Origin of the sequence: Curtobacterium sp. MCLR17_054, assembly GCF_003234335.2 — a bacterium.
Lineage (GTDB): Bacteria > Actinomycetota > Actinomycetes > Actinomycetales > Microbacteriaceae > Curtobacterium > Curtobacterium flaccumfaciens.
Map to the genome: position 1 here is coordinate 2,653,605 of NZ_CP126263.1, position 26,503 is coordinate 2,680,107.

General features: G+C 72.1%; 21 protein-coding genes, 1 tRNA gene and 1 other RNA gene. 9 read left to right on the forward strand and 14 right to left on the reverse strand.

From position 1 onward, the window contains the following. Positions 1 to 199 precede the first annotated feature (199 nt). Positions 200 to 296, reverse strand: an RNA gene (gene ffs, locus DEJ08_RS12495) — signal recognition particle sRNA small type. Between the two features lie 37 nt (positions 297 to 333). Between ffs and DEJ08_RS12500 the strand changes: the two genes are divergently transcribed. Then, entirely contained in the window at positions 334 to 1,008 is a 675-nt protein-coding gene (locus tag DEJ08_RS12500) for an SDR family oxidoreductase (RefSeq protein ID WP_111054433.1), read from the forward strand. Positions 1,009 to 1,540: 532 nt separating this feature from the next. Here DEJ08_RS12500 and DEJ08_RS12505 read toward each other — a convergent pair. Together DEJ08_RS12505 and pta are read right to left on the reverse strand one after the other, a co-directional pair. Then, entirely contained in the window at positions 1,541 to 2,737 is a 1,197-nt protein-coding gene (locus DEJ08_RS12505; protein WP_027466390.1) for an acetate/propionate family kinase, read from the reverse strand. A gap of 49 nt (positions 2,738 to 2,786) precedes the next feature. Beyond that, positions 2,787 to 4,895, reverse strand: coding sequence for a phosphate acetyltransferase (pta, locus tag DEJ08_RS12510; RefSeq protein ID WP_071405020.1), 2,109 nt, complete (start codon positions 4,893 to 4,895; stop codon positions 2,787 to 2,789). A 121-nt stretch (positions 4,896 to 5,016) separates the two neighbouring features. Here pta and DEJ08_RS12515 point away from each other — a divergent pair. Together DEJ08_RS12515 and DEJ08_RS12520 are read left to right on the forward strand one after the other, a co-directional pair. Further along, a tRNA-Ser gene (locus DEJ08_RS12515) sits at positions 5,017 to 5,101 on the forward strand. A 300-nt stretch (positions 5,102 to 5,401) separates the two neighbouring features. Then, positions 5,402 to 6,043 carry a YdbT family protein gene (locus DEJ08_RS12520; protein ID WP_111054432.1) on the forward strand — a complete coding sequence of 214 codons (642 nt, stop codon included), beginning with the start codon at positions 5,402 to 5,404 and terminating at the stop codon, positions 6,041 to 6,043. 55 nt (positions 6,044 to 6,098) lie between these two features. Here the strand turns inward: DEJ08_RS12520 and DEJ08_RS12525 are convergent, their stop codons facing one another. After that, positions 6,099 to 8,108, reverse strand: coding sequence for a helicase HerA-like domain-containing protein (locus DEJ08_RS12525; protein WP_111054431.1), 2,010 nt, complete (start codon positions 8,106 to 8,108; stop codon positions 6,099 to 6,101). Between the two features lie 41 nt (positions 8,109 to 8,149). Beyond that, the gene (locus DEJ08_RS12530; protein ID WP_111054430.1) at positions 8,150 to 9,406 is read right to left on the reverse strand and encodes a multidrug effflux MFS transporter; all 1,257 of its coding nucleotides are present in this window, start codon (positions 9,404 to 9,406) and stop codon (positions 8,150 to 8,152) included. Positions 9,407 to 9,634: 228 nt separating this feature from the next. Between DEJ08_RS12530 and DEJ08_RS12535 the strand changes: the two genes are divergently transcribed. Further along, the gene (locus DEJ08_RS12535) at positions 9,635 to 10,216 is read left to right on the forward strand and encodes a TetR/AcrR family transcriptional regulator (RefSeq protein ID WP_146245693.1); all 582 of its coding nucleotides are present in this window, start codon (positions 9,635 to 9,637) and stop codon (positions 10,214 to 10,216) included. 11 nt (positions 10,217 to 10,227) lie between these two features. On the opposite strand, the gene DEJ08_RS12540 is transcribed toward DEJ08_RS12535, so the two are convergent. The 5 genes from DEJ08_RS12540 to DEJ08_RS12560 all read right to left on the reverse strand — a co-directional run bounded on the left by DEJ08_RS12540 (position 10,228) and on the right by DEJ08_RS12560 (position 16,958). Further along, the gene (locus DEJ08_RS12540; RefSeq protein ID WP_111054428.1) at positions 10,228 to 10,830 is read right to left on the reverse strand and encodes a substrate-binding domain-containing protein; all 603 of its coding nucleotides are present in this window, start codon (positions 10,828 to 10,830) and stop codon (positions 10,228 to 10,230) included. 1 nt (position 10,831) lies between these two features. Continuing rightward, positions 10,832 to 12,274 carry an MFS transporter gene (locus tag DEJ08_RS12545; protein ID WP_111054427.1) on the reverse strand — a complete coding sequence of 481 codons (1,443 nt, stop codon included), beginning with the start codon at positions 12,272 to 12,274 and terminating at the stop codon, positions 10,832 to 10,834. Between the two features lie 112 nt (positions 12,275 to 12,386). Beyond that, positions 12,387 to 13,532 carry a cystathionine gamma-synthase gene (locus DEJ08_RS12550; protein WP_056070707.1) on the reverse strand — a complete coding sequence of 382 codons (1,146 nt, stop codon included), beginning with the start codon at positions 13,530 to 13,532 and terminating at the stop codon, positions 12,387 to 12,389. A gap of 13 nt (positions 13,533 to 13,545) precedes the next feature. Next, the gene (locus DEJ08_RS12555; RefSeq protein ID WP_110863383.1) at positions 13,546 to 14,910 is read right to left on the reverse strand and encodes a cystathionine beta-synthase; all 1,365 of its coding nucleotides are present in this window, start codon (positions 14,908 to 14,910) and stop codon (positions 13,546 to 13,548) included. A gap of 173 nt (positions 14,911 to 15,083) precedes the next feature. Beyond that, a complete protein-coding gene (locus tag DEJ08_RS12560) occupies positions 15,084 to 16,958 on the reverse strand; it encodes an ABC transporter ATP-binding protein (RefSeq protein WP_111054426.1) in 1,875 nt (624 codons plus the stop codon). A 126-nt stretch (positions 16,959 to 17,084) separates the two neighbouring features. Between DEJ08_RS12560 and DEJ08_RS12565 the strand changes: the two genes are divergently transcribed. Together DEJ08_RS12565 and DEJ08_RS12570 are read left to right on the forward strand one after the other, a co-directional pair. Beyond that, on the forward strand, positions 17,085 to 18,509 hold the full coding sequence (locus DEJ08_RS12565) for an amino acid permease (RefSeq protein ID WP_111054425.1): 1,425 nt from the start codon (positions 17,085 to 17,087) through the stop codon (positions 18,507 to 18,509). A 208-nt stretch (positions 18,510 to 18,717) separates the two neighbouring features. Then, positions 18,718 to 19,644, forward strand: coding sequence for a hypothetical protein (locus DEJ08_RS12570; protein ID WP_111054352.1), 927 nt, complete (start codon positions 18,718 to 18,720; stop codon positions 19,642 to 19,644). A 163-nt stretch (positions 19,645 to 19,807) separates the two neighbouring features. Here the strand turns inward: DEJ08_RS12570 and rplL are convergent, their stop codons facing one another. The 4 genes from rplL to DEJ08_RS12590 all read right to left on the reverse strand — a co-directional run bounded on the left by rplL (position 19,808) and on the right by DEJ08_RS12590 (position 23,301). Then, positions 19,808 to 20,191: a 50S ribosomal protein L7/L12 gene (gene rplL, locus DEJ08_RS12575; protein WP_027466380.1), complete on the reverse strand. Its 384-nt coding sequence runs from the start codon at positions 20,189 to 20,191 to the stop codon at positions 19,808 to 19,810. Between the two features lie 51 nt (positions 20,192 to 20,242). Further along, the gene (rplJ, locus tag DEJ08_RS12580; protein WP_017888663.1) at positions 20,243 to 20,758 is read right to left on the reverse strand and encodes a 50S ribosomal protein L10; all 516 of its coding nucleotides are present in this window, start codon (positions 20,756 to 20,758) and stop codon (positions 20,243 to 20,245) included. Between the two features lie 279 nt (positions 20,759 to 21,037). Beyond that, positions 21,038 to 22,564 carry a sensor histidine kinase gene (locus DEJ08_RS12585; RefSeq protein ID WP_111054353.1) on the reverse strand — a complete coding sequence of 509 codons (1,527 nt, stop codon included), beginning with the start codon at positions 22,562 to 22,564 and terminating at the stop codon, positions 21,038 to 21,040. Then, on the reverse strand, positions 22,561 to 23,301 hold the full coding sequence (locus DEJ08_RS12590; RefSeq protein WP_017888661.1) for a response regulator transcription factor: 741 nt from the start codon (positions 23,299 to 23,301) through the stop codon (positions 22,561 to 22,563). Before DEJ08_RS12590 ends, DEJ08_RS12585 begins: the two co-directional genes overlap by 4 nt. A 103-nt stretch (positions 23,302 to 23,404) precedes the next feature. Here DEJ08_RS12590 and DEJ08_RS12595 point away from each other — a divergent pair, with 103 nt between their 5' ends. The 3 genes from DEJ08_RS12595 to DEJ08_RS12605 are packed head-to-tail and all read left to right on the forward strand — an operon-like array spanning position 23,405 to position 26,498. After that, positions 23,405 to 24,439, forward strand: a complete 1,035-nt coding sequence (locus tag DEJ08_RS12595) for an acyl-CoA dehydrogenase family protein (RefSeq protein ID WP_111054355.1) — start codon at positions 23,405 to 23,407, stop codon at positions 24,437 to 24,439. After that, positions 24,436 to 25,791: a bifunctional PIG-L family deacetylase/class I SAM-dependent methyltransferase gene (locus DEJ08_RS12600; protein ID WP_258367036.1), complete on the forward strand. Its 1,356-nt coding sequence runs from the start codon at positions 24,436 to 24,438 to the stop codon at positions 25,789 to 25,791. Before DEJ08_RS12595 ends, DEJ08_RS12600 begins: the two co-directional genes overlap by 4 nt. Next, positions 25,788 to 26,498, forward strand: a complete 711-nt coding sequence (locus DEJ08_RS12605) for a glycosyltransferase family 2 protein (protein WP_181438969.1) — start codon at positions 25,788 to 25,790, stop codon at positions 26,496 to 26,498. The genes DEJ08_RS12600 and DEJ08_RS12605 overlap by 4 nt, the downstream gene beginning before the upstream one ends. Positions 26,499 to 26,503: the final 5 nt, after the last annotated feature.

Below are 26,503 nucleotides of genomic sequence, written 5' to 3' on the forward strand. Positions count from 1 at the left end.
CTGATCCTCGGAATCCACCGCTGGTGAGGCGGCGGAGGCTCCTCCGCTGGTGAGGCGGTGGAGTGTCGGAACCCTGGTTGGGGATTCCTGAGGCAGATCTTTACACATGATCAGGAAGCTGTCCGCAAGCATCGACGAAAAAGGACGCGAGACCTCCCGAACGGGGGGCGGACACCGGGGAGCCGACTCGACCCGGAACGAAGAAGACTCCTCACGCACCCGCCAGAGCCTGGTTACCCTTGCTGCGTTTCCGCCCTGGGGGAGTTGGCCTGGATGGCGTCACGTGAGGAGCCGCCGAGAAGTCTACCGGACGCAACGGGCAGACTCGAACACATGAAGATCGCCATCGCCGGAGGACACGGCCAGATCGCCCTGCTCCTCGCCCGCCAGATCACCGACGCCGGCCACGACGCCGTCGCGATCGTCCGCAACCCCGCGCACGTGGCCGACGTCGAGCAACAGGGGGCGCGTGCGATCGTCGCCGACCTGGAGCTGCTCGGCGACGACGACCTCGCGCTCCGCCTGCGCGGTGTCGATGCCGTGGTCTTCGCCGCCGGTGCCGGGCCGAACAGCGGCGCCGAACGGAAGCTCACCGTCGATCGCGACGGTGCGATCCTGCTCGCCGACGCCGCCGAGCGTGCCGGCATCGAGCGGTACGTGATGATCTCCGCGATGGCGGCCGACACCTACGACCCCGAGCTCGCCGTCGTGCCCGCACAGGACGACGCCGCGGTGTTCCAGGTCTACCTGCGGGCGAAGGCCGAGGCGGACGCGAACCTGCGGGCCCGACGCCTCCGCTGGACGATCGTGCGCCCCGGCGGCCTGCTCGACACGCCGCCCCAGGGCACCGTGCACGTCGGCCGGACGGTCCCGCGCGGCTCGATCCCCCGAGCGGACGTCGCGACCGTCGTCCTGCACGCACTGCTCGACGACGCCGCGGTCGGCGTGCAGTTCGAGGTCACCAGCGGCGACACCCCGATCCCGTCGGCGCTGAACGCGCTCACCTGACCGGTCGGTCCGCGCGGCGCGCACCGTGCGTGCTTCGTCACCCCGTGCGAGCTCCTCGCCGAAGGTGCCGGGCCGTGCACCGTGCGCACCTGCTCACCCCGTGCGCACTTCCACGCCCCGTGCCGCGCCACAAGCGCGCACCCAACACGCAGCCCCGCACCGTGCACCGGACGTGACCCACCGGCGGCCGGGAGGCACGGTGCCAGCCCGCCCCGCGCCTCCCGTCCGCACCGTGCGCACCTGCTCACCCCGTGCGGACTTCCACGCCCCGTGCCGCGCCACAAGCGCGCACCCACCAGGCAACCCCGCGCCAGCCGAGGAATGCTACACCGTGCACCGGACGCGACCTACGGACGGACGGGAGGCACGGAACCAGCCCGCCCCGCGCCTCCCGTCCGCACCGTGCGCACCTGCTCACCCCGTGCGGACTTCCGCGCCCCGTGCCGCGCTGCAAGCGCGCACCCAGCAGTCAGCCCCGCACCACCCGACGAACACCGCACCGTGGCGCCGCGACGCGCCGCGGCGCCACGCGTCAGAGCGCGACCGCAGCCGACTGCCGGGCGATCTCGAGCTCCTCGTTCGTCGGGATCACGAGCACCGCGACCCGTGAGCCGTCGGTGGAGATGCGGCGGGCGTCCCGCGACGCCAGCTCGTTCCGGTCCGGATCGATCTCGATCCCCAGGTGCTCGAGCCCCGCGAGCACACGCCGCCGCAGCAGCGCGTTGTTCTCGCCGACCCCCGCGGTGAACACGACCGCGTCGAGCCCACCGAGCTGCGCCGTGTAGGCGCCCACGTAGCGACGGATGCGGTGGCGGTACACGGCGAGCGCCGCCTCCGCCTGCTCGTCGCCCTTGGTGGCGGCGTCCTGCACGTCCCGCATGTCACCGTTGCCGGTCAGGCCGAGCAGGCCGGACCGCTTGTTGAGCATGGTGTCGAGCTCGTCGAAGGTCATCCCGGCCTCGCGGTGCAGGTGGATGAGCACCGCGGGGTCGAGGTCACCGGAGCGGGTGCCCATGACGAGCCCCTCGAGCGGAGTGAGGCCCATCGAGGTCTCGATGGACTTGCCGCCGTCGATCGCCGCGACCGAGGCGCCGTTGCCCAGGTGCAGCACGATCGTCTTGAGCTCGGCGAGTGGCCGGTCGAGGAACTCCGCGGCCTGCTCGGAGACGTACTTGTGGCTGGTGCCGTGCATGCCGTAGCGGCGGATCCCGTACTCGGCGGCCAGGTCGGCGGGGATCGCGTACGTGTACGCGTGCGGCGGCATCGTCTGGTGGAACGCGGTGTCGAACACGGCGACGTGGGGGACGTCCGAGAAGACCTGCTTCGCGGCGCGGATCCCCTCGAGGTTCGCGGGGTTGTGCAGCGGTGCGAGGCTGTTGAGGTCCTCGATCTGCTGCTCGACCTGGTCCGTGACGACCGTCGCGCGGTCGAAGGTGGTGCCGCCGTGCACGACGCGGTGGCCGACGACGGCGGGCGGGTGCTCGTCGAACGACGGCCCGACCTTCGCGAAGGCGTCGATCATCGCCTGGAACCCGGCCGCGTGGTCGGGCACCGACGCGGCGTCGTTGGACGACGACTCCCCCGTCAGCGCGTTGGTGTGCTTCCAGGCCCCGGCGGACTCGCCGATGCGCTCGACGAGCCCGGAGGCGAGCGTGCGCTCGTCCTCGAGTTCGATGAGCTGGTACTTGAACGAACTCGAGCCGGAGTTGACGACGAGGGCTGCGGTCACGGGGTGGTCACTTTCTGTCGGGCCTGGAGGCGCGGTGCGGGTCGGGCGGTCAGGCCGCGTCGGTCGCGGTGCCGGCCTGGATCGCGGTGATCGCGACGGTGTTCACGATGTCGCCCACCAGGGCGCCGCGCGACAGGTCGTTGATCGGCTTGCGCAGGCCCTGCAGGACCGGGCCGATCGCCACGGCGCCGGCCGAGCGCTGCACGGCCTTGTACGTGTTGTTGCCGGTGTTGAGGTCCGGGAAGATGAACACCGTTGCGCGGCCGGCGACCGGGGAGTCCGGCATCTTCGTCGACGCGACCGTGGGGTCGGCTGCGGCGTCGTACTGGATCGGGCCCTCGACGAGCAGGTCGGGTCGGCGTTCCCGCACGAACGCGGTGCCGGCGCGCACCTTGTCGACGTCGGCGCCGGAGCCGCTGTCGCCGGTGGAGTAGCTGAGCATCGCGACGCGGGGGTCGATGCCGAACTGGGTCGCGGTCTCGGCGGACGAGATCGCGATGTCGGCGAGCTGCTCGCTCGTCGGGTCCGGGATCACCGCGCAGTCGCCGTAGACGAGCACGCGGTCGGCGAGCGCCATCAGGAACACGCTCGACACGATCGAGGTGTCCGGACGGGTCTTGATGATCTCGAACGACGGCCGGATGGTGTGGGCCGTGGTGTGCTTCGCGCCGGAGACCATGCCGTCGGCGAGCCCGAGCTGCACCATCATCGTGCCGAAGTACGAGACGTCGGTGACGGTGTCGCGGGCGAGCTCGATCGACATCCCCTTGTGGGCGCGGAGCCGGGTGTACTCCTCGGCGAAGCGTTCCCGCAGCTCGGGGTCGAACGGCGAGACGAGCTGCGCGGCCTCGAGGTCGAGGCCGAGCTCGGTCGCCCGCGTGCGGATGGCGGCGGGGTCGCCGAGGATCGTGAGCTCGCAGACCTGGCGCTGCAGCAGGGTGGAGGCGGCACGGAGGATGCGGTCGTCCTCGCCCTCGGGCAGGACGATGCGCTTGCCGTAGCTGCGCGCCCGGTCGAGCAGGCCGTGCTCGAACATGAGCGGGGTGACGACCCCGGACGGGGCGAGCTGCAGGCGGTCGCGCAGGGCCTCGGCGTCGACGTGCTGCTCGAACAGGGCGAGCGCGAGGTCGGCCTTCCGGGGTGAGTCGGCGGCCAGGCGGCCACGGGTCTGGGTGATCCGGAGGGCGGTGTCGTACGTGCCGAGGTCGTTCTGCGCGATCGGCAGCGAGCTCGACAGGCCCTCGAGCAGCCGCGACACCTGCGGGGCGATCTCGAACCCGCCGTTCAGGATGACGCCGGCCAGGCTCGGGAACGTCTCGGACTGGTTGGCGAGCAGCGTGGCGATGAGGACGTCGCTCCGGTCACCGGGGACGACGACGATGCCGCCCTCGATCAACCGGGGCAGCACGTTCTCCATGCTCATGCCCGCGACGACGGTGCCGAGGGCCTCGCGGTCGAGCAGGGCGTCGTCACCGCGGACCAGCGTGGCGCCGGTGGCCTGCAGCAGGGCGCGGACGGTCGGGGCGACGAGCACGCGGTCCTCGGGGATCGCCCACACCGGCACGTCCGGGTGGTCGTCGTGCACGGCCTGCTCGACGCTCGTCACGATGGCGGCGAGGGCGTCCGGGTCGGCACGGTTCACCACGACGCCGAACAGCTGCGCGTGTGCCGCCCGCAGCTCGCTGGTCGTGACGTCCGCCACCTGCGCCATGCCCTCGGGGGTGCGGGCCGCACGTTCGGCCGCGTCGCGGCCACCGAGCACGAGGAGCACCGGAGCGCCGAGGTTCGCGGCGACCTTCGCGTTGAAGGACAGCTCGGTGGGGCTGCCCACGTCGGTGTAGTCGGACCCGAGCACCACGACGGCGTCGCACTGCCGCTCGACCTGGGCGAACCGGGTGACGATGGTGCCGAGCGCCGCCTCGGGGTCGGCGTGCACGTCGTCGTAGGTGACCCCGACCGCGTCGTCGTACGAGATGCCGACGGCCGTGTGCTGCAGCAGCAGCTCGAGCACGTAGTCGGGTTCGACGACCGATCTGGCGACGGGCCGGAACACGCCGACGCGGCCGACGGACCGGGCGAGGGTCTCGAGGACACCGAGGGCGACGGTGCTCTTGCCCGTGTGCCCTTCTGCTGACGTGATGTAGATGCGGGTCGACACGAGGCCCAGGGTAGTCGCCGGACATGTCACGACATCTGGGAGCACCGGCGCCGACGACACGCGGTCGAGAGCACCGCGCAGAACCTGTACCATTGGGTGTCGCCGTCGCGAGACGGTGTCAGGAGAATTCGCCTAGTGGCCTATGGCGCACGCTTGGAAAGCGTGTTGGGTGCAAGCCCTCGGGGGTTCGAATCCCCCATTCTCCGCAGCGAGCAAGGCCGAACAACCACGAAGGACCCGCACCGATCGGTGCGGGTCCTTCGTGGTTCCACGACCGTGCGGTCCCCCACCCTGCGGACGAGCGCGTGCCCTGTTCCCCCTCGGTTGGCCGGGAAACGCTGACCAGGGGTGGAACGGGCTGTCCCCGGTACCCGTCGGTCGCCTATGCTGGCCGAGCGAACGGCTCCGGGACGAGCCGACCGCGGTGCATCGAGCGGCAGGGGCGTCGCTCGGAGGGCGTGCTGATCAGCGTGCCCGGAACACCCGAGGGGACGAGGAGACGCGCCATGGGGGACACCACCGTGCCCGCAGCGCCCGTGCGGCCCGCCGTCTTCGACACGGTCCTCCGTCCGCGCCGGTCCCTCGTCCGCTCCACCGCGCTGAGCATCGCCTTCTCGGCCGTACCGCTCGCCGTCGCCCTGGTCTGGGTCTCGTTCCCGTTCCGCACGTGGGCCGTGTTCGCCGGGATCGTCGTCGCGATGGCCGCGGCCGTCGGCATCGTGTTCGTGCGACTGCACACCGCGTTCATCGGGATCGACGACGACGGCCTGACGATCCGCGGCGTCCTCACGGCGCACCGGCGGATCCCCCGCGAGCGCGTGCACAGCCTGGTGCTCGCCACGACCTTCGGCTCGTCGGTGGACCGGACCGTCCGGGAACTCGTCGCCTTCGACCGGACCGGCACCCACCTCTTCCGGCTCCGCGCCGATGTGTGGGGCGACGACGGGCTCGACCGGGTCGTCGACGCGCTCGGCGTGCAGGTCGTCGAGGATGCTCGACCGGTCTCCGCCCGCACCTTCGCGAAGCGCTACCCGACGAGCCGCGCCTGGTACGAGCAGCGGTCGGCGTTCCTGCTCGTCGGCGGCCTCGTCGTACTGGTCGTCGGCGGGCTGCTCGCCGTCGAGTTCGCCGGCCTCGACGCCCGCTGACCCACCGGCGGATCGGCCAGCGGCCACCGCACGGCACCCGTCAGCACGGCACCCGTCAGCGCCGACGCCGCAGCGTCGAGAAGATGCCGCGCACCACTTCCTTCGCGATGGTCCCGCCCAACCCGGAGCCGAGCAGGTCCGACAGCGGGTCCCCCGCGGTTCGCCGCGTCCCGGACCGCTGTGTCCCGGACCGCCGTGTCCCGCCCGACCGACCGGAGCCGCCGGACCGACCGGAACGCCGCGCGTCCGATGCTCGCTCGGCCCGCTCGAACTCCCGCTGCTGCCGCTCGTACTCCTGCTGGGCCTCCGCCGACGCGTCCGCCGCGGCAGCAGCGGCCTCGTCGGCTGCAGCGGCGGCGTCGGCCGCAGCGGCCGCCGACTCCATCCGGCGCGCGAGCACCTCGCGCGCTGAGTCCGGGTCGACGCGGGTGCCGTAGGTCGACAGGAGCGGTGAGGCCTGCACCCGTGCGGCCATCTCGTCGACCGGCATCGGGTCCATCGAACCCTGGGGCGCACGCAGCCGGGTCCACGCGACGGGGGTCGGCGCGCCCCGCTCGTTCATCACCGTGACGATCGCCTCGCCGGTCGCGAGCGACGTGAGCACCTCGCCCAGGTCGTAGTCGCTCGTCGGGTAGGTCGACACCGTCGCCCGGAGCGCCTTCGCGTCGTCCGGGGTGTGGGCGCGCAGCTGGTGCTGGATGCGCGACCCGAGCTGCGCCAGCACGTCGTTCGGCACGTCCTTCGGGGTCTGCGTCACGAAGAAGACCCCGACGCCCTTCGACCGGATGAGCCGCACGGTCCGCACGATCTGCTCGGTGAAGTCCTTCGACGCCCCGCTGAACAGCAGGTGCGCCTCGTCCAGGAAGAACACGAGCTTCGGCTCGTCCTGGTCGCCGACCTCCGGCAGCTCGTTGAACAGGTCCGCCAGCAGCCACATCAGGAACGTCGAGAAGACCTCCGGCCGGTCCTGCACCCCGGGCACCTCGAGCAGGCTGACGATCCCCCGCCCGTCCGCCGCCGTCCGCAGGAACACCTGCGTGTCGATCTCGGGCTCGCCGAAGAACTGGTCGGCCCCCTGGTCGGCGAAGGTGACGAGCTCCCGCAGGATCACCCCGGCGGTCTGCTTCGACAGGCCCCCGAGCTCGGCGAGCTCGCCCTTGCCCTGCTCGCTCACCAGGAACGTCAGCACGCTCCGCAGGTCGTCGAGGTCCACCAGCGCCAGGCCCTGCTGCGTGGCGTAGTGGAACACCAGCCCGAGCGAGGACTCCTGCGTGTCGTTCAGGCCGAGCACCTTCGACAGCAGCAGCGGCCCGAACCCGGAGACGGTGGCACGGATCGGCACGCCGGTGCCCTGCCCGCCCAGTGAGAACAGCTCGGCCTGGCTCGCGACACCCTGCCACTGCTGGCCGATGCCCGCGGTGCGGTCGAGCAGCTTGTCGTTCGCCTGTCCCGCGAGGGCCAGACCCGACAGGTCGCCCTTCACGTCGGCGGCGAACACCGGCACCCCGTTCGCCGCGATCTGCTCGGCGAGCACCTGCAGCGTGCGGGTCTTGCCGGTGCCGGTCGCCCCGGCCACCAGCCCGTGCCGGTTCAGCATCGCGAGCGGGATCCGGACCTGCACCTCGGGCACCGCTGCGCCGTTGACCAGGGCACCGAGTTCGATCGCACCGCCGTCGACGGCGTATCCGTCACGGATCGCCGCGACCGCGTCCGGTCCGAGCGGGCCGGCTTCTGCACGGACGGGAGGCACGGTGCCGGTCGCCGCCGTCGCCACCGGATCCGGGGCGGTCGCGTCGACCGCCGCGGCAGGGGTGGTGGGAGCCGGTGCGGCCGCAGGGGCGGGCTCCGCGTCGGGCGCGAGCCGCGCCTCCAGGCCGGTGGGTGGTGGGGACCCGACGACCGCGGGTTCCGCGTCCGCGGTGAGGACCGCCTGCTCCTCCGCCGCCAGTGCGGCGGCGAGCTCCTCGGCTCGCCGCGCCGCTTCGTCGGCGAGCCGACGTGCCTCGTCGGCGGCCTGTCTCGCTGCCTCGGCAGCCGCCCGTGCCCGCTCCGTCGCGTCGCTCATGGGCACAGCCTAGGGACCGGAGCCCGCGGCGGCCCGGGTCGTCAGTGCGTCAGCGCGGGGACCGTCCGCGGGCGGACCACGAACCAGAGCATCAGGATCGCGACGGCGGCGGTCGACGCCATCACCATCGCCATCGGGGTGGCCGTCGTGATGCCGAGCCAGCCGACCACCGGCGAGATGAGCCCGGCGACGCCGAAGTTCAGGGCTCCGAGCACCGAGGCGGCGGTCCCCGCCTCTTTCCCGTGGGCGGCGAGACCGATGACCTGCACGAGCGGGAACGAGAACCCGCACGCGGCGATGAAGAACCACAGCGGGACGAGCACGCCGACCAGACCGGCCCCGAGCTGGTCGAGGACGATGATCGCGAGCGACGCCAGCAGCAGGGTCCCGGTCGAGCACGCCAGGATCCACTGCGGACCGACCCGCTGGGCGAGCCGCGACGAGATCTGCACGCCGAGGACGACCCCGACGGAGTTGACGGCGAAGAGCAGCCCGTACTGCTGCGCGTCGAGCCCGTAGACCTGTTGGAACAGGAACGGTGACGCGCTGAGGTACGAGAACAGTCCGCTGAACACCATGGCGCCGATGAGCGCGACGCCGACGAAGATCCGGTCGGAGAACAGCGCCTTGTAGCGCTGGCCGATGGTGGAGTGCCCGGCCTCGTGCCGGCGGGCCGGCGGCAGGGTCTCGACGATGAGCAGGATCGAGGCGATGACCACCGCCAGGCCGTAACAGGCGAGGAAGACGAAGATGCCGCGCCAGCTGGTGAACTGCAGCATCTGCGAACCGATGAGCGGCGCGAGGATCGGCGCGAGGCCGTTCACCATCGCCAGGCGGGACAACATGCGCACCAGCGGCTTGCCGCCGAACAGGTCACGCACCGTCGCCATCGCGACGACACCGCCGGCTGCGGCGCCCATGCCCTGCAGCACGCGGAACACCGCGAGCAGCTCGATGTCCGGCGCGGTCGCGGCGCCGATCGACGCGGCGATGTGCACCGTCGTCGCGATGATCAGCGGCAGTCGACGGCCCACCTTGTCGCTCCACGGGCCGACCAGGAGCTGCCCGATGGCGAAGCCGAGCGTCGTCGCGGTGAGCGTCAGCTGGACCGCGCCGTCGGTGACGCTGAACTGGTCCTTGATCGCCGGGAACGCCGGCAGGTACAGGTCGATCGTGAACGGACCGAGCGCCGTGAGGGCGCCCAGGACGAAGACGTAGACGAGCCGCTGCCCGCGGGAGAGCGAGTCTCCCGGGTGCAGGACGACCCGGAGCGAACCGGTGGTGGCGGGCGCGGTCACGAGACAGGAGTCCTTCGACGATGAGGGGGCGGGGGGGTGATCGCGGGTCGATCGAATCGATTCGTCCGCGGAACCATCCTACGGTCGCCGGTGCGTGCTCGGCGCCGCCGGTGCGGGCCGCCCGCGTGAAGCGGCTGGTGCTGCCCCTCGGCCCGGCGCGGACCATGCGGTAGCGTCGGGTTGCTCGGGGGCCTTCCGGGTGAAGCGGATCAGAAGGGGGTGGGCGTCATGGTGGATGCCCGGATCCTGCACACCACTGCAGCGCTGCGCGAGGCGATCCTGCGGCTCGCCGCGGACCGACCGGTCTCGGAGATCACCGTCGCCGACGTCACGCGTGCCGCCGGCATCAACCGGGCCACGTTCTACTCGCACGCCGTCTCCCCCGGGTCGCTGCTCGCCGACGTCCTGACGCCGGAACTCGACCGCATCCGGCAGGACGACGCCGACGAGCGCCGGGCCGCCGCCGACCGGGGCGCCGGGGCCGATGAGCTCGTGGCCATCACCCGGCACGGCATCAACGCCGTCGTCGAGCACGTGACGACGCACCGCGACATCTACGGCAAGGCGCTGCCGGACCCGAACGACGCCTCGCTGCACCGGCTGCTCGTCGAGCACTTCACGGTGTCGAGCGCCCTGCACATCCGCGAGCTCGACCCCGCACACCGGCCCGACCTGCTCGACGACGTCGCCGCGGGGTTCGTGGCGCAGGGCTTCGTCGGGGCGATCGAGGCCTGGCTCGCCGGGCCCCGCCGGTCGCGGAAGGCGCTGGTCGAGACGATCACGCTGTCGTTCCCGGCGTGGTGGAGCTGAGCGGACCGTTCCTACTCGGCGTCCGTCGTCTCGCCGTCCGTCGGGTCGGTCTCCGGCTTCTCGCCGCGCTGCAGGGACTGCACGACGTCGACCGCCGTCGCCGCGGTGTCGGCGTCGTCGCCCTCCGACGGCACACGGTAGTCGGCGGACACCCCGTCGCCGCCGGTGCCGGTCGCGGGCAGTGGATCGCCAAGGGACACCACGACGACCCCGGCGTCGTGGGCGGTCTGGATCACGCCGGTCAGCGCGGACGGTCGGGCGGCGTGCACGAGCAGGGCCTTGGCCCCCTTCCGCACGAGCTGGGCGACCGCGGTCCGCTGGGACGCCGCTGCACCCGATGCCGGAGCGACCCGGACGTCCGGCCGGAACCCGGCATCGGTCAGGTCGGTGCGGAGCCGGTCGGCGAGGGCCGCGTCGTCGTGGACCAGGACGACACCGATCACGGCCTGCTGGTCGAAACCGCCGTCGGAGCTCGTCAGGTCGGTGCTCTGCACGGGTGTGGGGGCAGCCGACGTCGTGCCCTGGCACCCGGCCAGGGTCAGGGCCGCCGCCAGGGCGACGGTCACGGCGACGATGCGCAGCACGGTGGTCTCCTCTTCGGTCCGGTCTGCCACGCTACCCGGCGGCCGGGCCGTGCGACGACGGAGTCCGCGACGGGACTGTTCCGCCCGGGCTTGCCGGGGCTGTCGTCACCGGCGCAGGCACGGGGCCGAGCCGTCGGACGGCCGCGATCGCCAGCGCGGCGAACCCGATCATCGCCGCGAACACCAGGGGGAACGACACCGTCCCGTCGGCGCCACCGGTCGCGGTGAAGAGCAGGCCGGTCACCGCCAGGCCGATCACGCTGCCCGCGGCATCGGCGATCGTCAGGGCCGAGCTCGCGAACCCGTCGTCGCCCTCGCCGGAGAACCGCAGCGTCAGCATCGAGGCGCGCGGGTAGATCGCGCCCATGCCCGCACCGCCGACGAACCAGCCGGCGACCAGCACCCACCACGACAGGTCGAACGTCGCGACCGCGAGCGCGGTCACCAGGCTGACGAGCACCAGCGTGAGGCCCACCCCGAAGGTGCGCCGGGCGGTGAGCCGCCGCTCCCCCAGACGGCCGTGCGCCCAGCTCGACGCGGCCCAGCTGAGTGCCGCCACCGTCAGGGCGAGCCCGGCGGCCGACGGCGACAACCCGTGTTCGGCCTGCAGCAGGAACGGCACGTACGCCTCGCTCCCGAAGAACGACGCGGCGACGAGCCCGCGCAGCAGCACGACCGACGGCAGCCCGGCCGCGGCCCGGAACGTGCCGGTCGGCAGCAGCGGTCGCAGGGCGAACCAGGTGCCCACCAGCCCGACGACGACCGCGGCGACCATGCCCCACGGGGTCAGGTCCGGCGCCACGTTGAGCAGCAGGATCGACACGGCCGCCGCGACCGACCACCCGATCCGGACCCGCTGCCACGGCGGGCGGAGCGACGCGGCCGGGGCGTGCAACCGGCCGAGGGTCGGCACGAGCAGGACGAACGCGGCCAGCGCGATCACCAGGGCCCCGGCGAAGACCCAGTGCCAGTTCCAGGTGTCGGTGACGATGCCGGCCAGCGCGGGACCGATCAGCGCGGGGACGACCCAGGCTGCGGCGAACCCGGCGAACACCGGTCCGTGCAGCTCGGCGGGGAAGATCCGGGCGACGAGCACGTACAGCACCACGTCGATCGCCCCGGCGCCGAACCCCTCGATGAGCCGCCCGGCCAGGAACACCTCCATGGTCGGCGCGAGCATCACCACGGCGGTCCCCACGGCGAAGAAGACCGCCGACACCCAGGCCACGATCCGTCCGCCCGCGCGGTCGGCCCAGTTGCCGGCGAGGACCATGCCGGGCACCCCGGCGGCGAGTGGCGCGGCGAAGGCGAGCGCGTACAGGGTCTCGCCGTCGAGGTCGCGGCTGATCACCGGCATGATCGTCGTCATCGCCAGGTTCTGGAACGCCGCGACGCCGACGATCGCGACCATGCCGATCGTCGCGAGGGCGTACGGCCCGCTCAGCAGGCTGGTCCGCGACGCCGTTGTGCTCACCCGATCATCGTAGGGGCGGGCGCCGACGACACGGTGGCGCGTCCCGCGTCCCGCGTCCCGCGACCCCCGTCCCGCGCCCCGAGTCCCGAGTCCCGCGGCAGCAGGGCCCGCTTCAGCGCGCCAGCGCCTGCTCCAGGTCCGCCACCAGGTCGCCGGCGTCCTCGATGCCCACCGACAGGCGGACCACGTTCTCCGGCACGGCCAGCTCGGTGCCCTTCACCGACGCGTGGGTCATCTCGCTCGGGTACCCGATGAGCGACTCCACTCCTCCGAGCGACTCGGCCAGGGCGAACAGCTCCGTCGACTCCGCGAACCGCTTCGCCGCCTCGGCGCCGCCGGAAAGCGCGACCGAGAGCATCCCGCCGAAGCCGCGCATCTGGCGTGCGGCGACGTCGTGCCCCGGGTGGTCGGGCAGGCCCGGGTAGTAGACGCGCTCGACACCGGGCGCGACGACGAGCGCCTCGGCGACGGCCTGCGCGTTCCGCGAGTGCCGCTCCATGCGCACCGCGAGCGTCTTGATGCCGCGGGTGGTCAGGTAGGCGTCGAACGGCGACGAGATCGCACCCGCGCCGAACTGCAGGAACTGCACCTTCGCCGCGAGCTCCTCGTCCGCCAGCACGACGGCTCCGCCGACGACGTCGGAGTGTCCGCCGAGGTACTTCGTGGTCGAGTACACGACGACGTCGGCGCCGAGCGACAGCGGCTGCTGCAGGTACGGCGACGCGAACGTGTTGTCGACGACCACCAGTGCGCCCGACTCGTGCCCGAGGGTCGCGAGCGCGGCGATGTCGGCGATCTTCATGAGCGGGTTCGTCGGCGTCTCGACCCACAGCACGGTGGTGGCCGGTGCGCCCTGCAGGGCTGCACGGACCTGGTCGAGGTCGCTCATGTCGACGACGACGAGCTCGACGCCCCACGGCACGTGCAGCCGGCTCACCAGGCGGTGGGTGCCGCCGTACACGTCGTTGCCCATCACGACGCGGCCACCGGGGACCAGCGCGGCACGGAGCAGGGCGTCCTCGGCGGCGAGCCCGGACGCGAACGACGACGCCGCGACGCCGCCGTCGAGGTCGGCCAGGAGCACCTGCAGCGAGTCACGCGTCGGGTTGCCGGCGCGCGAGTACTCGTAGCCGTTGCGCATGCCGCCGACGCCGTCCTGCACGTACGTCGACGTCAGGTGGATCGGCGGGATGACGGCGCCGGTGGTCTCGTCGGGCTCCTGGCCGGCGTGGACGGCCCGGGTGCTGAACTCGGTCATGCTCGGTGGTTCCTTACTCGGAGAGGTAGGTGAGGAGGTCGTGCCGGGTCAGCACGGTGACGGGCTTGCCGTCCGCGACGACGAGGAGCGCGTCGGCCGACTCGAGCGCACGACGCGCCGCGGAGACCGACTCGCCGACCCCGATGAGCGGCAGCGGGTCGCCGACGAAGCCGGTGAGCGCGTCCGACATCTTCGCGGTGCCGGTGAAGACCTGCTCGAGCAGCGCCTTCTCCTCGACGGCGCCGACGACCTCGCCGATGACGACGGGCGGCTCCGCGCTGAGCACGGGCATCTGCGAGACGCCGTACTTGGTCATGATGTCGACGACGTCGCGCACGGTGTCCGCCGGGTGCGCGTGCACGAGGTCGGGCAGGCGGCCGTCCTTGCCGGCGATGAGCGAGCCGACGGTGCGCTCGTCGTCGGTCTCGGCGAAGCCGTAGGAGCGCATCCACCGGTCGTTGAAGATCTTGCCGAGGTACCCGCGGCCGCCGTCCGGCAGCAGCACGACGACGACGTCGTCCTCGGTCAGGTCACGGGCCGCGCGGAGCGCCGCGACGACGGCCATGCCGCTCGATCCGCCGACGAGCAGTCCTTCTTCGCGCGCCAGGCGCCGGGTCATCGCGAAGGAGTCGGCGTCCGACACCGCGATGATCTCGTCCGGCACGCCGGCGTCGTACGCGCTCGGCCAGAAGTCCTCGCCGACGCCCTCGACCAGGTACGGGCGACCGGTGCCGCCGGAGTACACGGAGCCCTCGGGGTCGGCCCCGACGATGCGGACGCCGCCGTCGGACGCCTCCTTCAGGTACCGTCCGGTGCCCGAGATCGTGCCGCCGGTGCCGACGCCCGCGACGAAGTGGGTGATCTGCCCCTCGGTGTCGCGCCAGATCTCCGGACCGGTGGTCTCGTAGTGGCTGCGGGGACCGTTCGGGTTCGCGTACTGGTTCGGCTTGTAGGCGCCGGGGATCTCCTGCACGAGCCGGTCCGACACCGAGTAGTAGGACTCGGGGTGCTCCGGCGCGACCGCGGTCGGGGTCACGACGATCTCGGCGCCGTACGCCGTCAGCACGTTGCGCTTGTCCTCGCCGACCTTGTCGGGCAGCACGAAGACGCACCGGTAGCCGCGCTGCTGTGCGACCAGCGCCAGACCGACGCCGGTGTTGCCGGAGGTCGGTTCGACGATGGTGCCGCCGGGCCGCAGGTCACCGGAGGCCTCGGCCGCGTCGATGATCCGGGTGGCGATGCGGTCCTTGGACGACCCACCGGGGTTCAGGTACTCGACCTTCACCAGGATGGTCGCCCGCACCCCCTCGGTCACCCGGTTGAGCTTGACGAGCGGGGTGTCGCCGACGAGGTCGACGACGGAGTTCGCGTAACGCACGGCGTCGAGTCTAGGACGCGGTCCCCGCGTCCCGCTGGGATGTGTCGTGCGCGGACAACGCACGGGGATCCCGCGGCGGGCGACGTGCCCTGGTCGCGCTGCGCGCCGGACAGGAGGCCCGTGCGGACGCCGCCACGGGCCTCCCGTTCGGCGCCCGGTCGCGACCACGACCGTCAGGGGCGGACGACGTCCGCCGACGTGTTCTGCTGCCGGTGCAGCTGGGCGTACGTGCCGTCGAGGGCGAGGAGTTCGTCGTGCGTGCCCTGCTCGACGATCTGCCCGTGGTCCAGGACGAAGATGACGTCGGCGTCGCGGATCGTCGACAACCGGTGCGCGATCGAGATGGTGGTCCGACCGGCCGCCGCAGTGTCGAGCGCCGTCTGCACGACGTGTTCCGAGATGGAGTCGAGTGCACTGGTGGCCTCGTCGAGGACGAGCACCGGCGGGTCCTTCAGCATGACCCGCGCGATGGCGATGCGCTGCTTCTCGCCACCGGACAGGCGGTAGCCGCGCTCCCCCACGACGGTGTCGTAGCCGTCCGGGAACGACGCGATCGTGTCGTGGATGTTCGCCGCACGGGCCGCACGCTCGAGCTCGTCGTCGGTGGCGTCCGGCTTGGCGTACCGCAGGTTCTCGCCGATCGTGGCGTGGAACAGGTACGTCTCCTGGCTGACGATGCCGACGTGCCGCATCAGGTCCTCGTGCACCAGGTCGCGGACGTCCTGCCCGGCGAACCGCACCGATCCCTCGGTCGCCTCGTACAGCCGGGGCACCAGGTAGGACACCGTCGTCTTGCCCGCGCCGGAGGGGCCGACGAAGGCCGCGAACTGCCCGGGGCGGAGCTCGAACGACACCCCGCGCAGGGTCGGCTTGTCGGCTTCGCCGTCGGGGTAGGTGAAGACGACGTCGTCGAAGGCGACGTGGCCGACCTTCGACTCGTCCACGGGCCGGGCGGTCGGCGAGTCCGTGATGGCCGGCTTGAGGTCGAAGTACTCGAAGATGCGGGCGAAGAGCGCACCGGAGGTCTGCAGGTCGAGGACCACGCGCAGCAGCCCGACCGTCGGGAACAGCAGCCGGGACTGCACCGTCGTGAACGCGACGATCGTGCCGGCCGTGATCGGGACGTCGCCGATGATCAGGTACGCGGCGACGACGTAGATGATCGCCGGGATGATCGACAGGAAGATCTGCACGATCGCGAAGAACCACTGCCCGGACATCTGCTGGCGCACCTGCAGGGTGATCTGGTTGCGGTTCTCGTCCCCGTAGCGGCGGGTCTCGCTGGCCTGCTGGTTGAAGCTCTTCGCCAGCAGGATGCCCGAGACGCTCAACGCCTCTTGGGTGATGGCCGTCATGTCGGACAGCGACTCCTGCGTCTGCGCGGCGATGCGGGCGCGGACCTGGCCGACGCGGCGCTGCGCGATCACGAGCAGCGGCAGCAGGACCACGGCGACCAGCGTCATCTGCCAGCTCAGCAGGAGCATCGCGACCACGGCGGCGATCACGGTCACGGTGTTGCCGAGCACCGACGAGATCGTGTTGTTCAGCACGCTCGCCACGCCACCGACGTCGTTCTGCAGGCGCGACTGGATGACGCCGGTCTTGGTGCGGGTGAAGAACGCGAGCTCCATCCGCTGCAGGTGCGCGAACAGGCGCATCCGCATCGCACCCATGACCTTGTTGCCGACCGTCGCGGTCAGGTACGTCTGCCAGACGCCGACCCCGGCGCTCGCGATCCAGAGCAGGACCATCGCGGACACGAGCTCGACCAGCACCGGGACGTCGGGGCGACCCGACGGCGGGAACAACCCACGGTCGAACGCCTGCTGGGTGAGCAGTGGCGGCACGACCGAGATGGCCGCACCGATCAGCACGAGGACGACCGTGAGCATGATCGCCCGACGGTGCGGCTCGAACAGTGCGGCGATGCGCCGGACCAGGTGCGGGATCCTCGGCGCCTCGGCGTTGGCGGCCTTCTGCGCGCGGAAGTCGCCGCTCGAGATGCGCCCACCCCCGCGCGGACCGCCGCCTCGCCCGCCGTGTCCCATGCTCATGGAGCCACCGTAGCCCCGCGCTGGGACATCGACCGCCCTGTCCACAGCCCCGCAGTATTTGACCCCGTTCAGGGGGCGTGCGAGCATGTGCCGTCCCCGTCCCCGCACCACCGAGGTCCCATGTCGTCCGCGCCGTCACGTCCCACGTCCCTGGGGGCACAGCTCGCCCGCCGCAAGCCGATCGAGCAGCTGCAGGCCGAAGCCTCCCGCGGTGTGAACGGGGAACCGCTCCGTCGGTCGCTCGGGGTCTGGCAGCTGACGATGATCAGCGTCGGGGCCACGCTCGGCACCGGCATCCTGGTCGTCCTCGGCACCGCGGTCCCGCTCGCCGGTCCCGCCGTCTGGATCTCGTTCGTCGTCGCGGGGATCGCCGCGCTGCTGTCCGCGCTGTCGTACGCCGAGATGGCGGGCGCCGTCCCGACCTCGGGGTCCAGCTACTCGTACACCTACGCCACGATGGGCGAGGGCATCGCCTGGATCTGCGGCTGGTGCCTCGTGCTCGAGTACGCCGTCTCGGTGGCCGCGGTCGCCGTCGGTGCCAGCGAGTACGTCGACGAGACCCTCCGCGTGTTCGGACTGCACCTGCCCACCGCACTCGCCGCTCCCCCGGTCGACGGCGGCGTGGTCAACCTGCCCGCGGCGGTCCTGGTCCTGCTCGCCACCGCCGTGCTGCTGCCCGGTGCCCGCGAGAGCGCCTGGGTGAACACCGTCATGGTGATCGTGAAGATCGCCCTGCTGGTCTTCTTCGTCGTCGTGGCGTTCACGGCGTTCCGGGCGCAGAACTTCGAGCCGCTGGCCCCGATGGGCGCCGCCGGGGTCACCGCCGCCGCGTCACGGCTCTTCTTCTCGTACATCGGCTTCGACGCCGCCTCGACCGCGGGTGAAGAGGCGAAGAACCCCCGCCGCGACCTGCCCCGGGCGATCATCGGCTCCATCGCGCTCATCACCGCGCTGTACATCCTCGTCGCGATCGCCGCCGTCGGGGCCCGCTCGTGGACCGCGTTCTCGTCCTCCGAGGCGTCGCTCGTCCGCATCGTCGTCGACGTCACGGGGCAGCCGCTCGTCGCCCTCGTGTTCTCGATCGGCGCCGTCGTCGCCATCGCCAGCGTCGTGCTCACCGTCCTGTACGGCCAGACCCGCATCCTGCTCACGATGTCCCGCGACGGTCTGGTGCCGAAGGTCTTCGGCCGGGTCTCCCGACGCACCGGCACCCCGATCGCGAACACGCTCATCATCGGGATCGCCGTGACCATCGTCGCCGCGCTCGTGCCCCTCGGGGAACTCGCTGACGCCACGAGCATCGGCACCCTCGTCGCCTTCGCCCTGGTGAACGTGTCCGTCATCGTGCTCCGCCGCTCGCAGCCCGACCTGGAGCGGTCGTACCGGGTGCCGCTGTTCCCCGTCGTGCCGATCCTCGGCACCCTGAGCTGCGTGCTGCTCGCGGTGTTCCTCGGCACCACCACCTGGATCGCCTTCGGCATCTGGATGGTCGCCGGCGCCCTGCTCTACCTGGCCTACGGCCGCCGCCACAGCACCCTGCGCTGACGCGCCCGCGCCGCACCGCCCCGCCCGCCCGCCCGCGCCGACCTCACGCGCTCACCGACACTTCACGCGCGCCGTCGCCCGCAAACTGTCGGTGAGCGCGTGAACTCGCGACGCGGTTCCTCGTCCACAGCTGCCACGTCGAGACCACGTCGTCCACAGATGTCCCGTCGCGACACCGTCGGCTGCGGACGACGACGAACATCACGGCATGAACGAGAGCACCCACCGCCCGCACCTGCTCCGTGCCACCGGACAGGACCCGACCAACGCGAGACTCCTGCAACGCCGGCACACCTCGGGGTCGCTGGTCCGCCTCCTCGCGGGCGTGTACATCGCGACCGACGAGTGGAACGCGCTGAGCTCCGTCGGCCAGCACCTCGCCCGAGCACGGGCGATCGCGCCACGGCTGCGTCGTGGCTCGGTGTTCTCCCACGTCACCGCCGCGCTGATCCACGGCTGGCCACTGGTCGGGGACGCACCCGATCGGGTCCACGTGGTCGACCCGGCTGTCCCGGTCATCCAGCACCGAGCCGGTCTCGTCCGACATCCGAGCGGTCCGACGCCGCGGACGGCTGCCACGGCGTTCGACGGCGTACCGGTCACGGCTCCCCTGGACACCGCGACGGCGCTCATCACGACGGGGCTGCCCCACGTCGCCGCCGTGGCCGTCGATGCCGCCGTCCGCCTGGGGGTGCTCGCGCTGGACGACCTCCGCGGCGTGGTCCCCGTCCGTCCTGCACGCGGCTCGGTGCACGCCGAGACGGTCCTCTCGGCGCTCGATGCGCGGCACGAGTCCGTCGGCGAATCGTTCGCTGCGATCCGGTTCGTGCAGGTCGGGCTCCCGTCGTGCGAGCCGCAGGTCGAGTTCCGTCACCGCGACGGCACCGTCGACCGCGTCGACTTCTGGTTCCCGTCGCTCGGCGTCGTCGTCGAGTTCGACGGCCGGCAGAAGTACGTCGACCCGTCGATGCTGCAGGGGCGCGATCCCGCGGACGTCCTCTGGGCCGAAAAACGTCGTGAGGACCGGCTTCGTGCGCTCCCCGCAGTCAGGGCCGTCATCCGCGTGACCTGGTGGCACCTCGTCGAGCCCGACCGCCTCGTTGCGCTCTTCCGCTCGCACGGCGTCCTCATCTGAGCTGTACGAGCTCACGCGCTGGCCGACACTTCACGGACCAGAGCGCGCGTGAAGTGTCGGTCAGCGCGAAACGTCGCCGCGCGAAGCCGCCAGGCAACGCCCCGCACACGACGAAGGCCGCCGCCCCGAGGGGCAGCGGCCTTCGTGACCGGAACGGTCGAGACTACGCGAGCTCGATCGTGGCGCCAGCGGCCTCGAGGGTCGCCTTCGCCTTGTCGGCGGTCTCCTTGTTCGCACCCTCGAGGATCTTGGCGTCGGCGGTCTCGACGAGCGCCTTGGCCTCACCGAGGCCGAGCGACGTCAGGCCACGGACCTCCTTGATGACCTGGATCTTCTTGTCACCAGCGGACTTGAGGATGACGTCGAACTCGGTCTTCTCCTCAGCGGCCTCGGCCGGAGCAGCTGCGCCGGCGGGGGCGGCAGCGGCGACCGGGGCGGCCGCGGTGACCTCGAAGACCTCTTCGAACTTCTTCACGAAGTCCGAGAGCTCGATGAGCGTGAGCTCCTTGAAGGCCTCGATGAGCTCGTCCTGCGAAAGCTTCGCCATGATTTTCTCCTACTACTAGCTAGTACGTGTGGTTGATGAACGCGAGCCTGATCAGGCCGCGGACTCCTGCTTCTCGCGAAGGGCGTCCACGGTGCGGACGGCCTGCGAGAGGGGTGCCTGGAACAGGTACGCAGCACCGAACAGCGAGGCCTTGAGTGCGCCGGCGAGCTTGCCGAGCAGCACTTCACGGGACTCGAGGTCGGCGAGCTTGTCCACCTCGGTCGCGGTGAGCGGGTTACCGTCGAAGTAACCGCCCTTCACCACGAGCTCGGGGTTCGCCTTGGCGAATGCACGCAGCGACTTCGCGACGGCGACGGTGTCACCGTGGACGAAGGCGAGAGCGGACGGACCGGCGAGCTCGTCGTCGAACGACGAGATGCCGGCGTTGTTCGCCGCGATCTTGGTCAGCGTGTTCTTCACCACGGCGTACGTGGCGTGCTCACGGATCGAGTTGCGGAGCTCCTTGAGCTGCGCGACCGTGAGACCGCGGTACTCGGTGAGCAGAACGGCGTTCGAGCTACGGAAGGACTCCGTGAGCTCGGCGACCGCAGCTTCCTTGTTCGCCATGGTTCTCCTTGGGGGTCTTGCCGGCAGCCCCAGGTCCACGAACGAAAAAAGCTCCGGCGCAGAGGCTCGGAGCTGCTCTCACCAGATGGTGGGAGTGGTTCGGAACACCTGCGCGGGATGCCTCACGAGTGAGGACCTTCGGTCACGATGTTCACAAACACGTTGCGAGCAGCACGACATCCGGCGGTCTTTGGCTTCGAGAACAGTAGCAGATGCCGTGGACGAGACCAAACAGCGGTCGGGAGGCGCGGGGCGGTCCCGCCCCGCGCCTCCCGTCCGTCAGTGGGTACGGTCCACCGCAGCGGGTGTCGCCGACCAGTCCGCGGACCCGGCAGGGTCAGCCGACGACGACGCGACAGCCACGGCCCCGGCCCCGGCCCCGGTGGCAGCCGCAGCCGGCTCGCGGGGCAGGTGCACCGTGAACACGGTGTCCCCCGGCTCGCTCGTGACCTCGACCCGGCCGCCGTGCGCCTGCACGACCGCGTCCACGATGGCGAGCCCCAGGCCGGTCGACCCGACCGTGCGGGAGCGCGAACTGTCCGCCCGGGCGAAGCGCTCGAACAGCTTCGGCAGGAACTCCGGGTCGATCCCCTGACCGGTGTCGCGCACGGTCAGGTCCACGCCGCCGTCGACCGGGGAGAGACCCACCGTGATGCGGGTGCCCTCGGGCGTGTGGGTCCGGGCGTTGGTGACGAGGTTGACGATGACCTGGTGCAGGCGTGCGGCGTCGCCCGTGATGGTGACCGGCTCCGGCGGGACGTCGACCTCGATGGGGTGTTCGGGCGAGGCGGCGTGGGCGTCGTTCACGGCGTCGAGCACCAGTCCGGTCAGGTCGACCTCGGCGAACTGGATCTCGCGGCCTTCGTCGAGCCGGGCGAGGAGCAGCAGGTCCTCCACCATCGAGGTCATCCGGATGGACTCGGACTCGATCCGGCTCATCGCGTAGACGACGTCCTTCGGCAGGTCGCCGCCCATGCGCCGGGTGAGCTCGGCGTACCCGCGCACCGAGGCGAGCGGGGTCCGGAGCTCGTGCGAGGCGTCGGCGACGAACTGCCGCACCTTCTGCTCCGAGCGTTCCCGCGCCTGCATCGCACTGCCGATGTGCCCCAGCATGCGGTTGAACGCGCTGCCGACCCGGCCGACCTCGGTGCGGGGGTCGGTGTCGGGCACGCGGACACCGTCGAGGGCGTCGCTGCGGTCGAGCGGCATGCGCGCGACGGTGGACGCGGTCTCGGCGACGCGCTCGAGCGGCCGGAGCGACTGTCGGACCACGAACGCGGCGACGACCGAACCGGCGACCAGTGCGGTCGCCACGACGGAGAGGACGACCCCGAAGAGCTTCCAGACGCTGTCGTAGACGGGGGCCATCGGGAGTCCCACGACCAGGACGGCCGGGCCGACGTTGACGGCGGCGAGGCGGTACCGCCCGACGTCAGAGCCGAGGTCGATCGTCTCCGGGTCGGCGTCCACACGGACGGACCCCAGTGCCTCGGCGCTCGTCTGCGGGACCCCGCTCGGGCGGCCGTAGTCGTCGAGCACGTTCGCGATGACGACCTGCCCGTCGACGAAGTACGCCGTCAGGGTGCCGGCGGCCTGCCCGGACGGCCGGGACAGGTCGATGCTCGGCTGCCCCGACTGGTTCTGCTGCAGGTACCGCTGCGCCCGGTGGGTGGCGCTCGTGATCTGCTTGTCGATCGCGCTGGTCTGGATCGAGAAGAGCGCGATGATGCTGGCCGCCCCGATCACCGCGCTGACGGCGACGACGAGGGCGACGATGCTCAGGACGAGCCGGCGCCGCAGGGTCACGAGGTCGGCTTGATGACGTACCCGACGCCGCGCACCGTGTGGATCATCGGGGTCTCACCGGCGTCGATCTTCTTGCGCAGGTAGGAGATGTAGATCTCGACGACCGACGACTTGCCGCCGAAGTCGTACGACCACACCCGGTCCAGGATCTGCGCCTTCGAGAGCACGCGACGGGGGTTCCGCATCAGGAAGCGGAGCAGCTCGAACTCGGTGGCGGTCAGTTCGATCGGGCGGCCGGCGCGGTGCACCTCGTACGACTCCTCGTCGAGCACCAGGTCGCCGACGACGATACGGGAGTCCCCGGCCTCGGAGATCGAGATCTGCGAGCGGCGGATGAGCCCACGCAGCCGCGCCACGACCTCCTCGAGGGAGAACGGCTTGGTGACGTAGTCGTCGCCGCCCGCGGTGAGCCCGGTCACGCGGTCCTCGACGGAGTCCTTCGCGGTGAGGAACAGCACCGGGGTGTCGTCGTTGTTCTGCCGCAGCCGGCTCAGCACCTGCAACCCGTCGAGGTCCGGCATCATCACGTCGAGCACCATCGCGTCGGGCTTGAACTCCCGCGCGGTCGTCAGGGCGTCCTGCCCGCCGTTCGCGCTCTTGACGTCCCAGCCCTCGTAGCGGAGTGCCATGGACAACAGGTCGGTGAGGCTGGCTTCGTCGTCGACGACCAGGATGCGCAACGGGGTTCCGTCGGCACGCGTGAGGCGCGGGGCTGCTGCGGGCTGGGAGATGGTCACGTCTTCGAGTATCGAGAAGTTCCTATGAGTCGTCTGTGGCGCGGCCCAGTGCGTTCTGTGGATCGAGGACGCGTCCACGTCTGCCGCTCCGTACGTTGGGAGCATGTTGCGATCTGCAGCCTGGCCCCCGTCGGCCCGGCACCTGGACACCGCGCGGATCGAACGGACGACCGGGAGGCCCGGCTCGCCACCGACGGACCGCCTGACGGTCGCGCGGGCGGTCGCCGCCACCACCCCACCCCTGTCCGCCGGTACGGCCGGCGGGTTCTTCGGCACGCTCGCCGCGGTCGCCGCGGCGGACGTCGCCACCGCCCGCACCGTCGAGCCGCACCTGGACGCGCTCGGGATCCTCGCGCAGGCCGGGGTCGACGCCCCGGACGGCTCGACCTGGGGCGTCTTCGCGGCCGAGGGGCCGGGCCTCCGACTCGACGCCGCACCACAGCACGACGGCACGGTCCTGCTGCGCGGCACGAAGCCCTGGTGCTCGCTCGCCTCGACGCTCTCGCACGCCCTGGTCACCGCGCACCTGGGCGACGAGCGGGTCCTCGTCGCCGTGGACCTGCGACAGCCCGGGGTCACCGCGCACGACGAGGCCTGGGCCGCACGAGGCATGCCGGACGTGCCGAGCGGTCCGGTCGACTTCGACGGCGTCCGGGCACGACCCGTCGGGGCGCCCGGCTGGTACCTGCGACGCCCGGGCTTCGCCTGGGGCGGCATCGGCGTCGCGGCCTGCTGGTGGGGCGGTGCGGTCGGGCTCGCCCGGGTGCTCCGTGACACCGCGTCGGCGCACCCGGAGTCCGAGCTGCTGCAGGCCGCCCTTGGCGCCACCGTGGCCGACCTCGCCGACGCGGAGGACGCCCTCGCCGACGCCGCCGCCCGGATCGACGACTCCGACCCGGCCTCCGACGACACCGACTGGCGGTTGCTCGCCCAGACCGTCCGGTCGCGGGTGCGCCGTTCGGTCGACGCCGTGCGCGAGCGGGTGGTCTCGACGATCGGCCCGGCTCCACTGACCGCCGACCCCGCAGTCGCCGCGCGGGTCGCCGACCTCGAGCTCTACGTCCTGCAGGACCACGGCGCGCGGGACCTCGCCCGCATCGGCCGGATGGTGCTCGAGCGGGGCGGTGTCGCGTGGTGAGCTTCGACCACCGCGAGCCGGGCACCGACCCGGCGGCGTGGACGGGATTCCTCGACGGCCTGGACGCACCGGCGATCGACCTGGCCGGTACCGGGTCGGTGGTGGTCGTCGCGCCCCACCCCGACGACGAGACCCTCGGCGCCGGTGGGCTGATCGCGGCCGCTGCAGCGGTCGGCATCCCCGTGCACGTGCTGCTCCTCACCCGCGGCGAGCGCTCCCACCCGGACTCCCCCACGACGACCCCGGACGCACTCGCCGCCGCCCGCGACGACGAGTTCGTGGTGGCCCTGCGCACCCTGCACCCCGACGTGACGTCAACCTCGGTGGGGATCCCGGACGGCGCGACCCGTGAACACCGAGACCGTGTCGTCGAGAGCCTGGACACCGTGCTCGCCGGTGCCGCCCGCCCCGTGCTGCTCGTCGCGCCGTGGCGTGGGGACGGGCACCGCGACCACCGCATCGCGGGCGAGGTCGCCGAGGCCGCCGCGGCGAGCGCCCCCGACGTCGACCTGCTCGCGTACCCGATCTGGGCCTGGCACTGGGACGACCCGGACCACTCCCTCGCCCCGTGGGACGACGTCCGGGCCCTCGCGCTGCCCGACGACCTCGTCGCCCGGAAGCGTGCCGCCCTCGATGCCTACCCGTCGCAGACCCGGCCCCTGTCGCCTGCACCGGGAGACGAGGCGATCGTCGACGACCGGCACGCCGCCCACCACCTGCGGACGACGGAGTGGTTCTTCGTGCCTGGGTCCGCCGCGTCGCGGTCGCGCGAGTCGTTCGACGCCCACTACGACCGGAAGCCCGAGGGGTGGGACTTCGACGGGTCCTGGTACGAGCAGCGCAAGCGTGCCGTGACGCTGGCGGCGCTCCCCCGCCCGCGCTACCGGTCGGCGCTCGAGCTCGGCTGCGCGACCGGGGTCCTGACCGCTGCCCTCGCCGACCGCGCGGACGACGTCCTCGGCACCGACATCTCGGCGGCGCCGCTGGAGCGTGCTGCCCGCCGCGCCCCGACCGCTCGGTTCGTGCAGGCTGCCCTGCCGGCGGAGTGGCCGGACGGGCGCTGGGACCTGGTGGTGATGTCCGAGGTCGGGTACTACCTGTCACCAGCCGACCTCGACGCGACGATCGACCGTGTGCTCGGGTCACTCGACGACGACGGCGTGCTCGTGGCCTGTCACTGGCGGCACCCCGACGATGAAGCCGTGTCGAGCGGTAACGCGGTGGACGCACGGCTGACCGAACGGTGGCCGCGTCCCGCCCTGCTCCGGCACGTGGAGGAGGACTTCGTCCTGAGCGTCCTGCCCGGCCCGGCGGTCACCTCGGTGGCCCGGGCCGAGGGGATCATCCGGTGACCGGACCGGAACCGCGTGCACGCATCGACGTCGTCGTCCCCGCGCACGACGAGGCGGACCGGATCGCCGCGTGCCTCGACGCGCTCCTGGTGGCCGTCGACCGGCTCGCCGAGGAGCGACCCGGATTCGACGCCGCCGTCACGGTGGTGCTCGACGGCTGCACGGACGGCACCGCTTCGGTGGTCGATCGGTACCCGATCGACGTCCTGACCACGGACCGTGTCGGGGTCGGTCGGGCACGGACCATCGGGGCGACGCACGCGCTCCGTGTGCACGACGGCGACCCGGCTGCCCGGTGGCTCGCCCACACCGACGCCGATTCGCGCGTGCACGAGCGGTGGCTCGTCCAGCAGTCCGACGCCCTCACCGCTGGTGCGCACGTACTCGTCGGCGCCGTCGTGCCCGACCCGGACGACCTTGCGCCCGCGGTGCTCGACCGCTGGACGCTGGCGCACCCGCCCGGTGCTGCCCTCGGCCACGTGCACGGCGCGAACCTCGGCGTGCTCGCCGCGGCGTACGTCAGCCTCGGCGGGTTCGACCCCGTGCCGGAGCACGAGGACGCGCGGCTGGTGGCCCGGGCGCGGGCGCTCGGCTTCCGGGTGGACGCCACCGTCGACCTGCCCGTGGTGACGAGCGGGCGCTTCGCCGGCCGGACCCCCGGCGGCTACGCGGAGCACCTGCGCCAGCGGTACGGCGACGTCGGCTGACCGCC

What these genes read in the sequence shown, in the direction of transcription:
- rplJ (WP_017888663.1), bottom strand. Translation starts at nt 20,758, where the DNA reads ATGGCGAACAAGGAAGCTGCGGTCGCCGAGCTCACGGAGTCCTTCCGT.
- DEJ08_RS12570 (WP_111054352.1), top strand. Translation starts at nt 18,718, where the DNA reads ATGAACGAGAGCACCCACCGCCCGCACCTGCTCCGTGCCACCGGACAG.
- rplL (WP_027466380.1), bottom strand. Translation starts at nt 20,191, where the DNA reads ATGGCGAAGCTTTCGCAGGACGAGCTCATCGAGGCCTTCAAGGAGCTC.
- DEJ08_RS12560 (WP_111054426.1), bottom strand. Translation starts at nt 16,958, where the DNA reads ATGGGACACGGCGGGCGAGGCGGCGGTCCGCGCGGGGGTGGGCGCATC.
- DEJ08_RS12550 (WP_056070707.1), bottom strand. Translation starts at nt 13,532, where the DNA reads ATGACCGAGTTCAGCACCCGGGCCGTCCACGCCGGCCAGGAGCCCGAC.
- DEJ08_RS12525 (WP_111054431.1), bottom strand. Translation starts at nt 8,108, where the DNA reads ATGAGCGACGCGACGGAGCGGGCACGGGCGGCTGCCGAGGCAGCGAGA.
- DEJ08_RS12520 (WP_111054432.1), top strand. Translation starts at nt 5,402, where the DNA reads ATGGGGGACACCACCGTGCCCGCAGCGCCCGTGCGGCCCGCCGTCTTC.
- DEJ08_RS12535 (WP_146245693.1), top strand. Translation starts at nt 9,635, where the DNA reads ATGGTGGATGCCCGGATCCTGCACACCACTGCAGCGCTGCGCGAGGCG.
- DEJ08_RS12500 (WP_111054433.1), top strand. Translation starts at nt 334, where the DNA reads ATGAAGATCGCCATCGCCGGAGGACACGGCCAGATCGCCCTGCTCCTC.
- DEJ08_RS12595 (WP_111054355.1), top strand. Translation starts at nt 23,405, where the DNA reads ATGTTGCGATCTGCAGCCTGGCCCCCGTCGGCCCGGCACCTGGACACC.
- DEJ08_RS12565 (WP_111054425.1), top strand. Translation starts at nt 17,085, where the DNA reads ATGTCGTCCGCGCCGTCACGTCCCACGTCCCTGGGGGCACAGCTCGCC.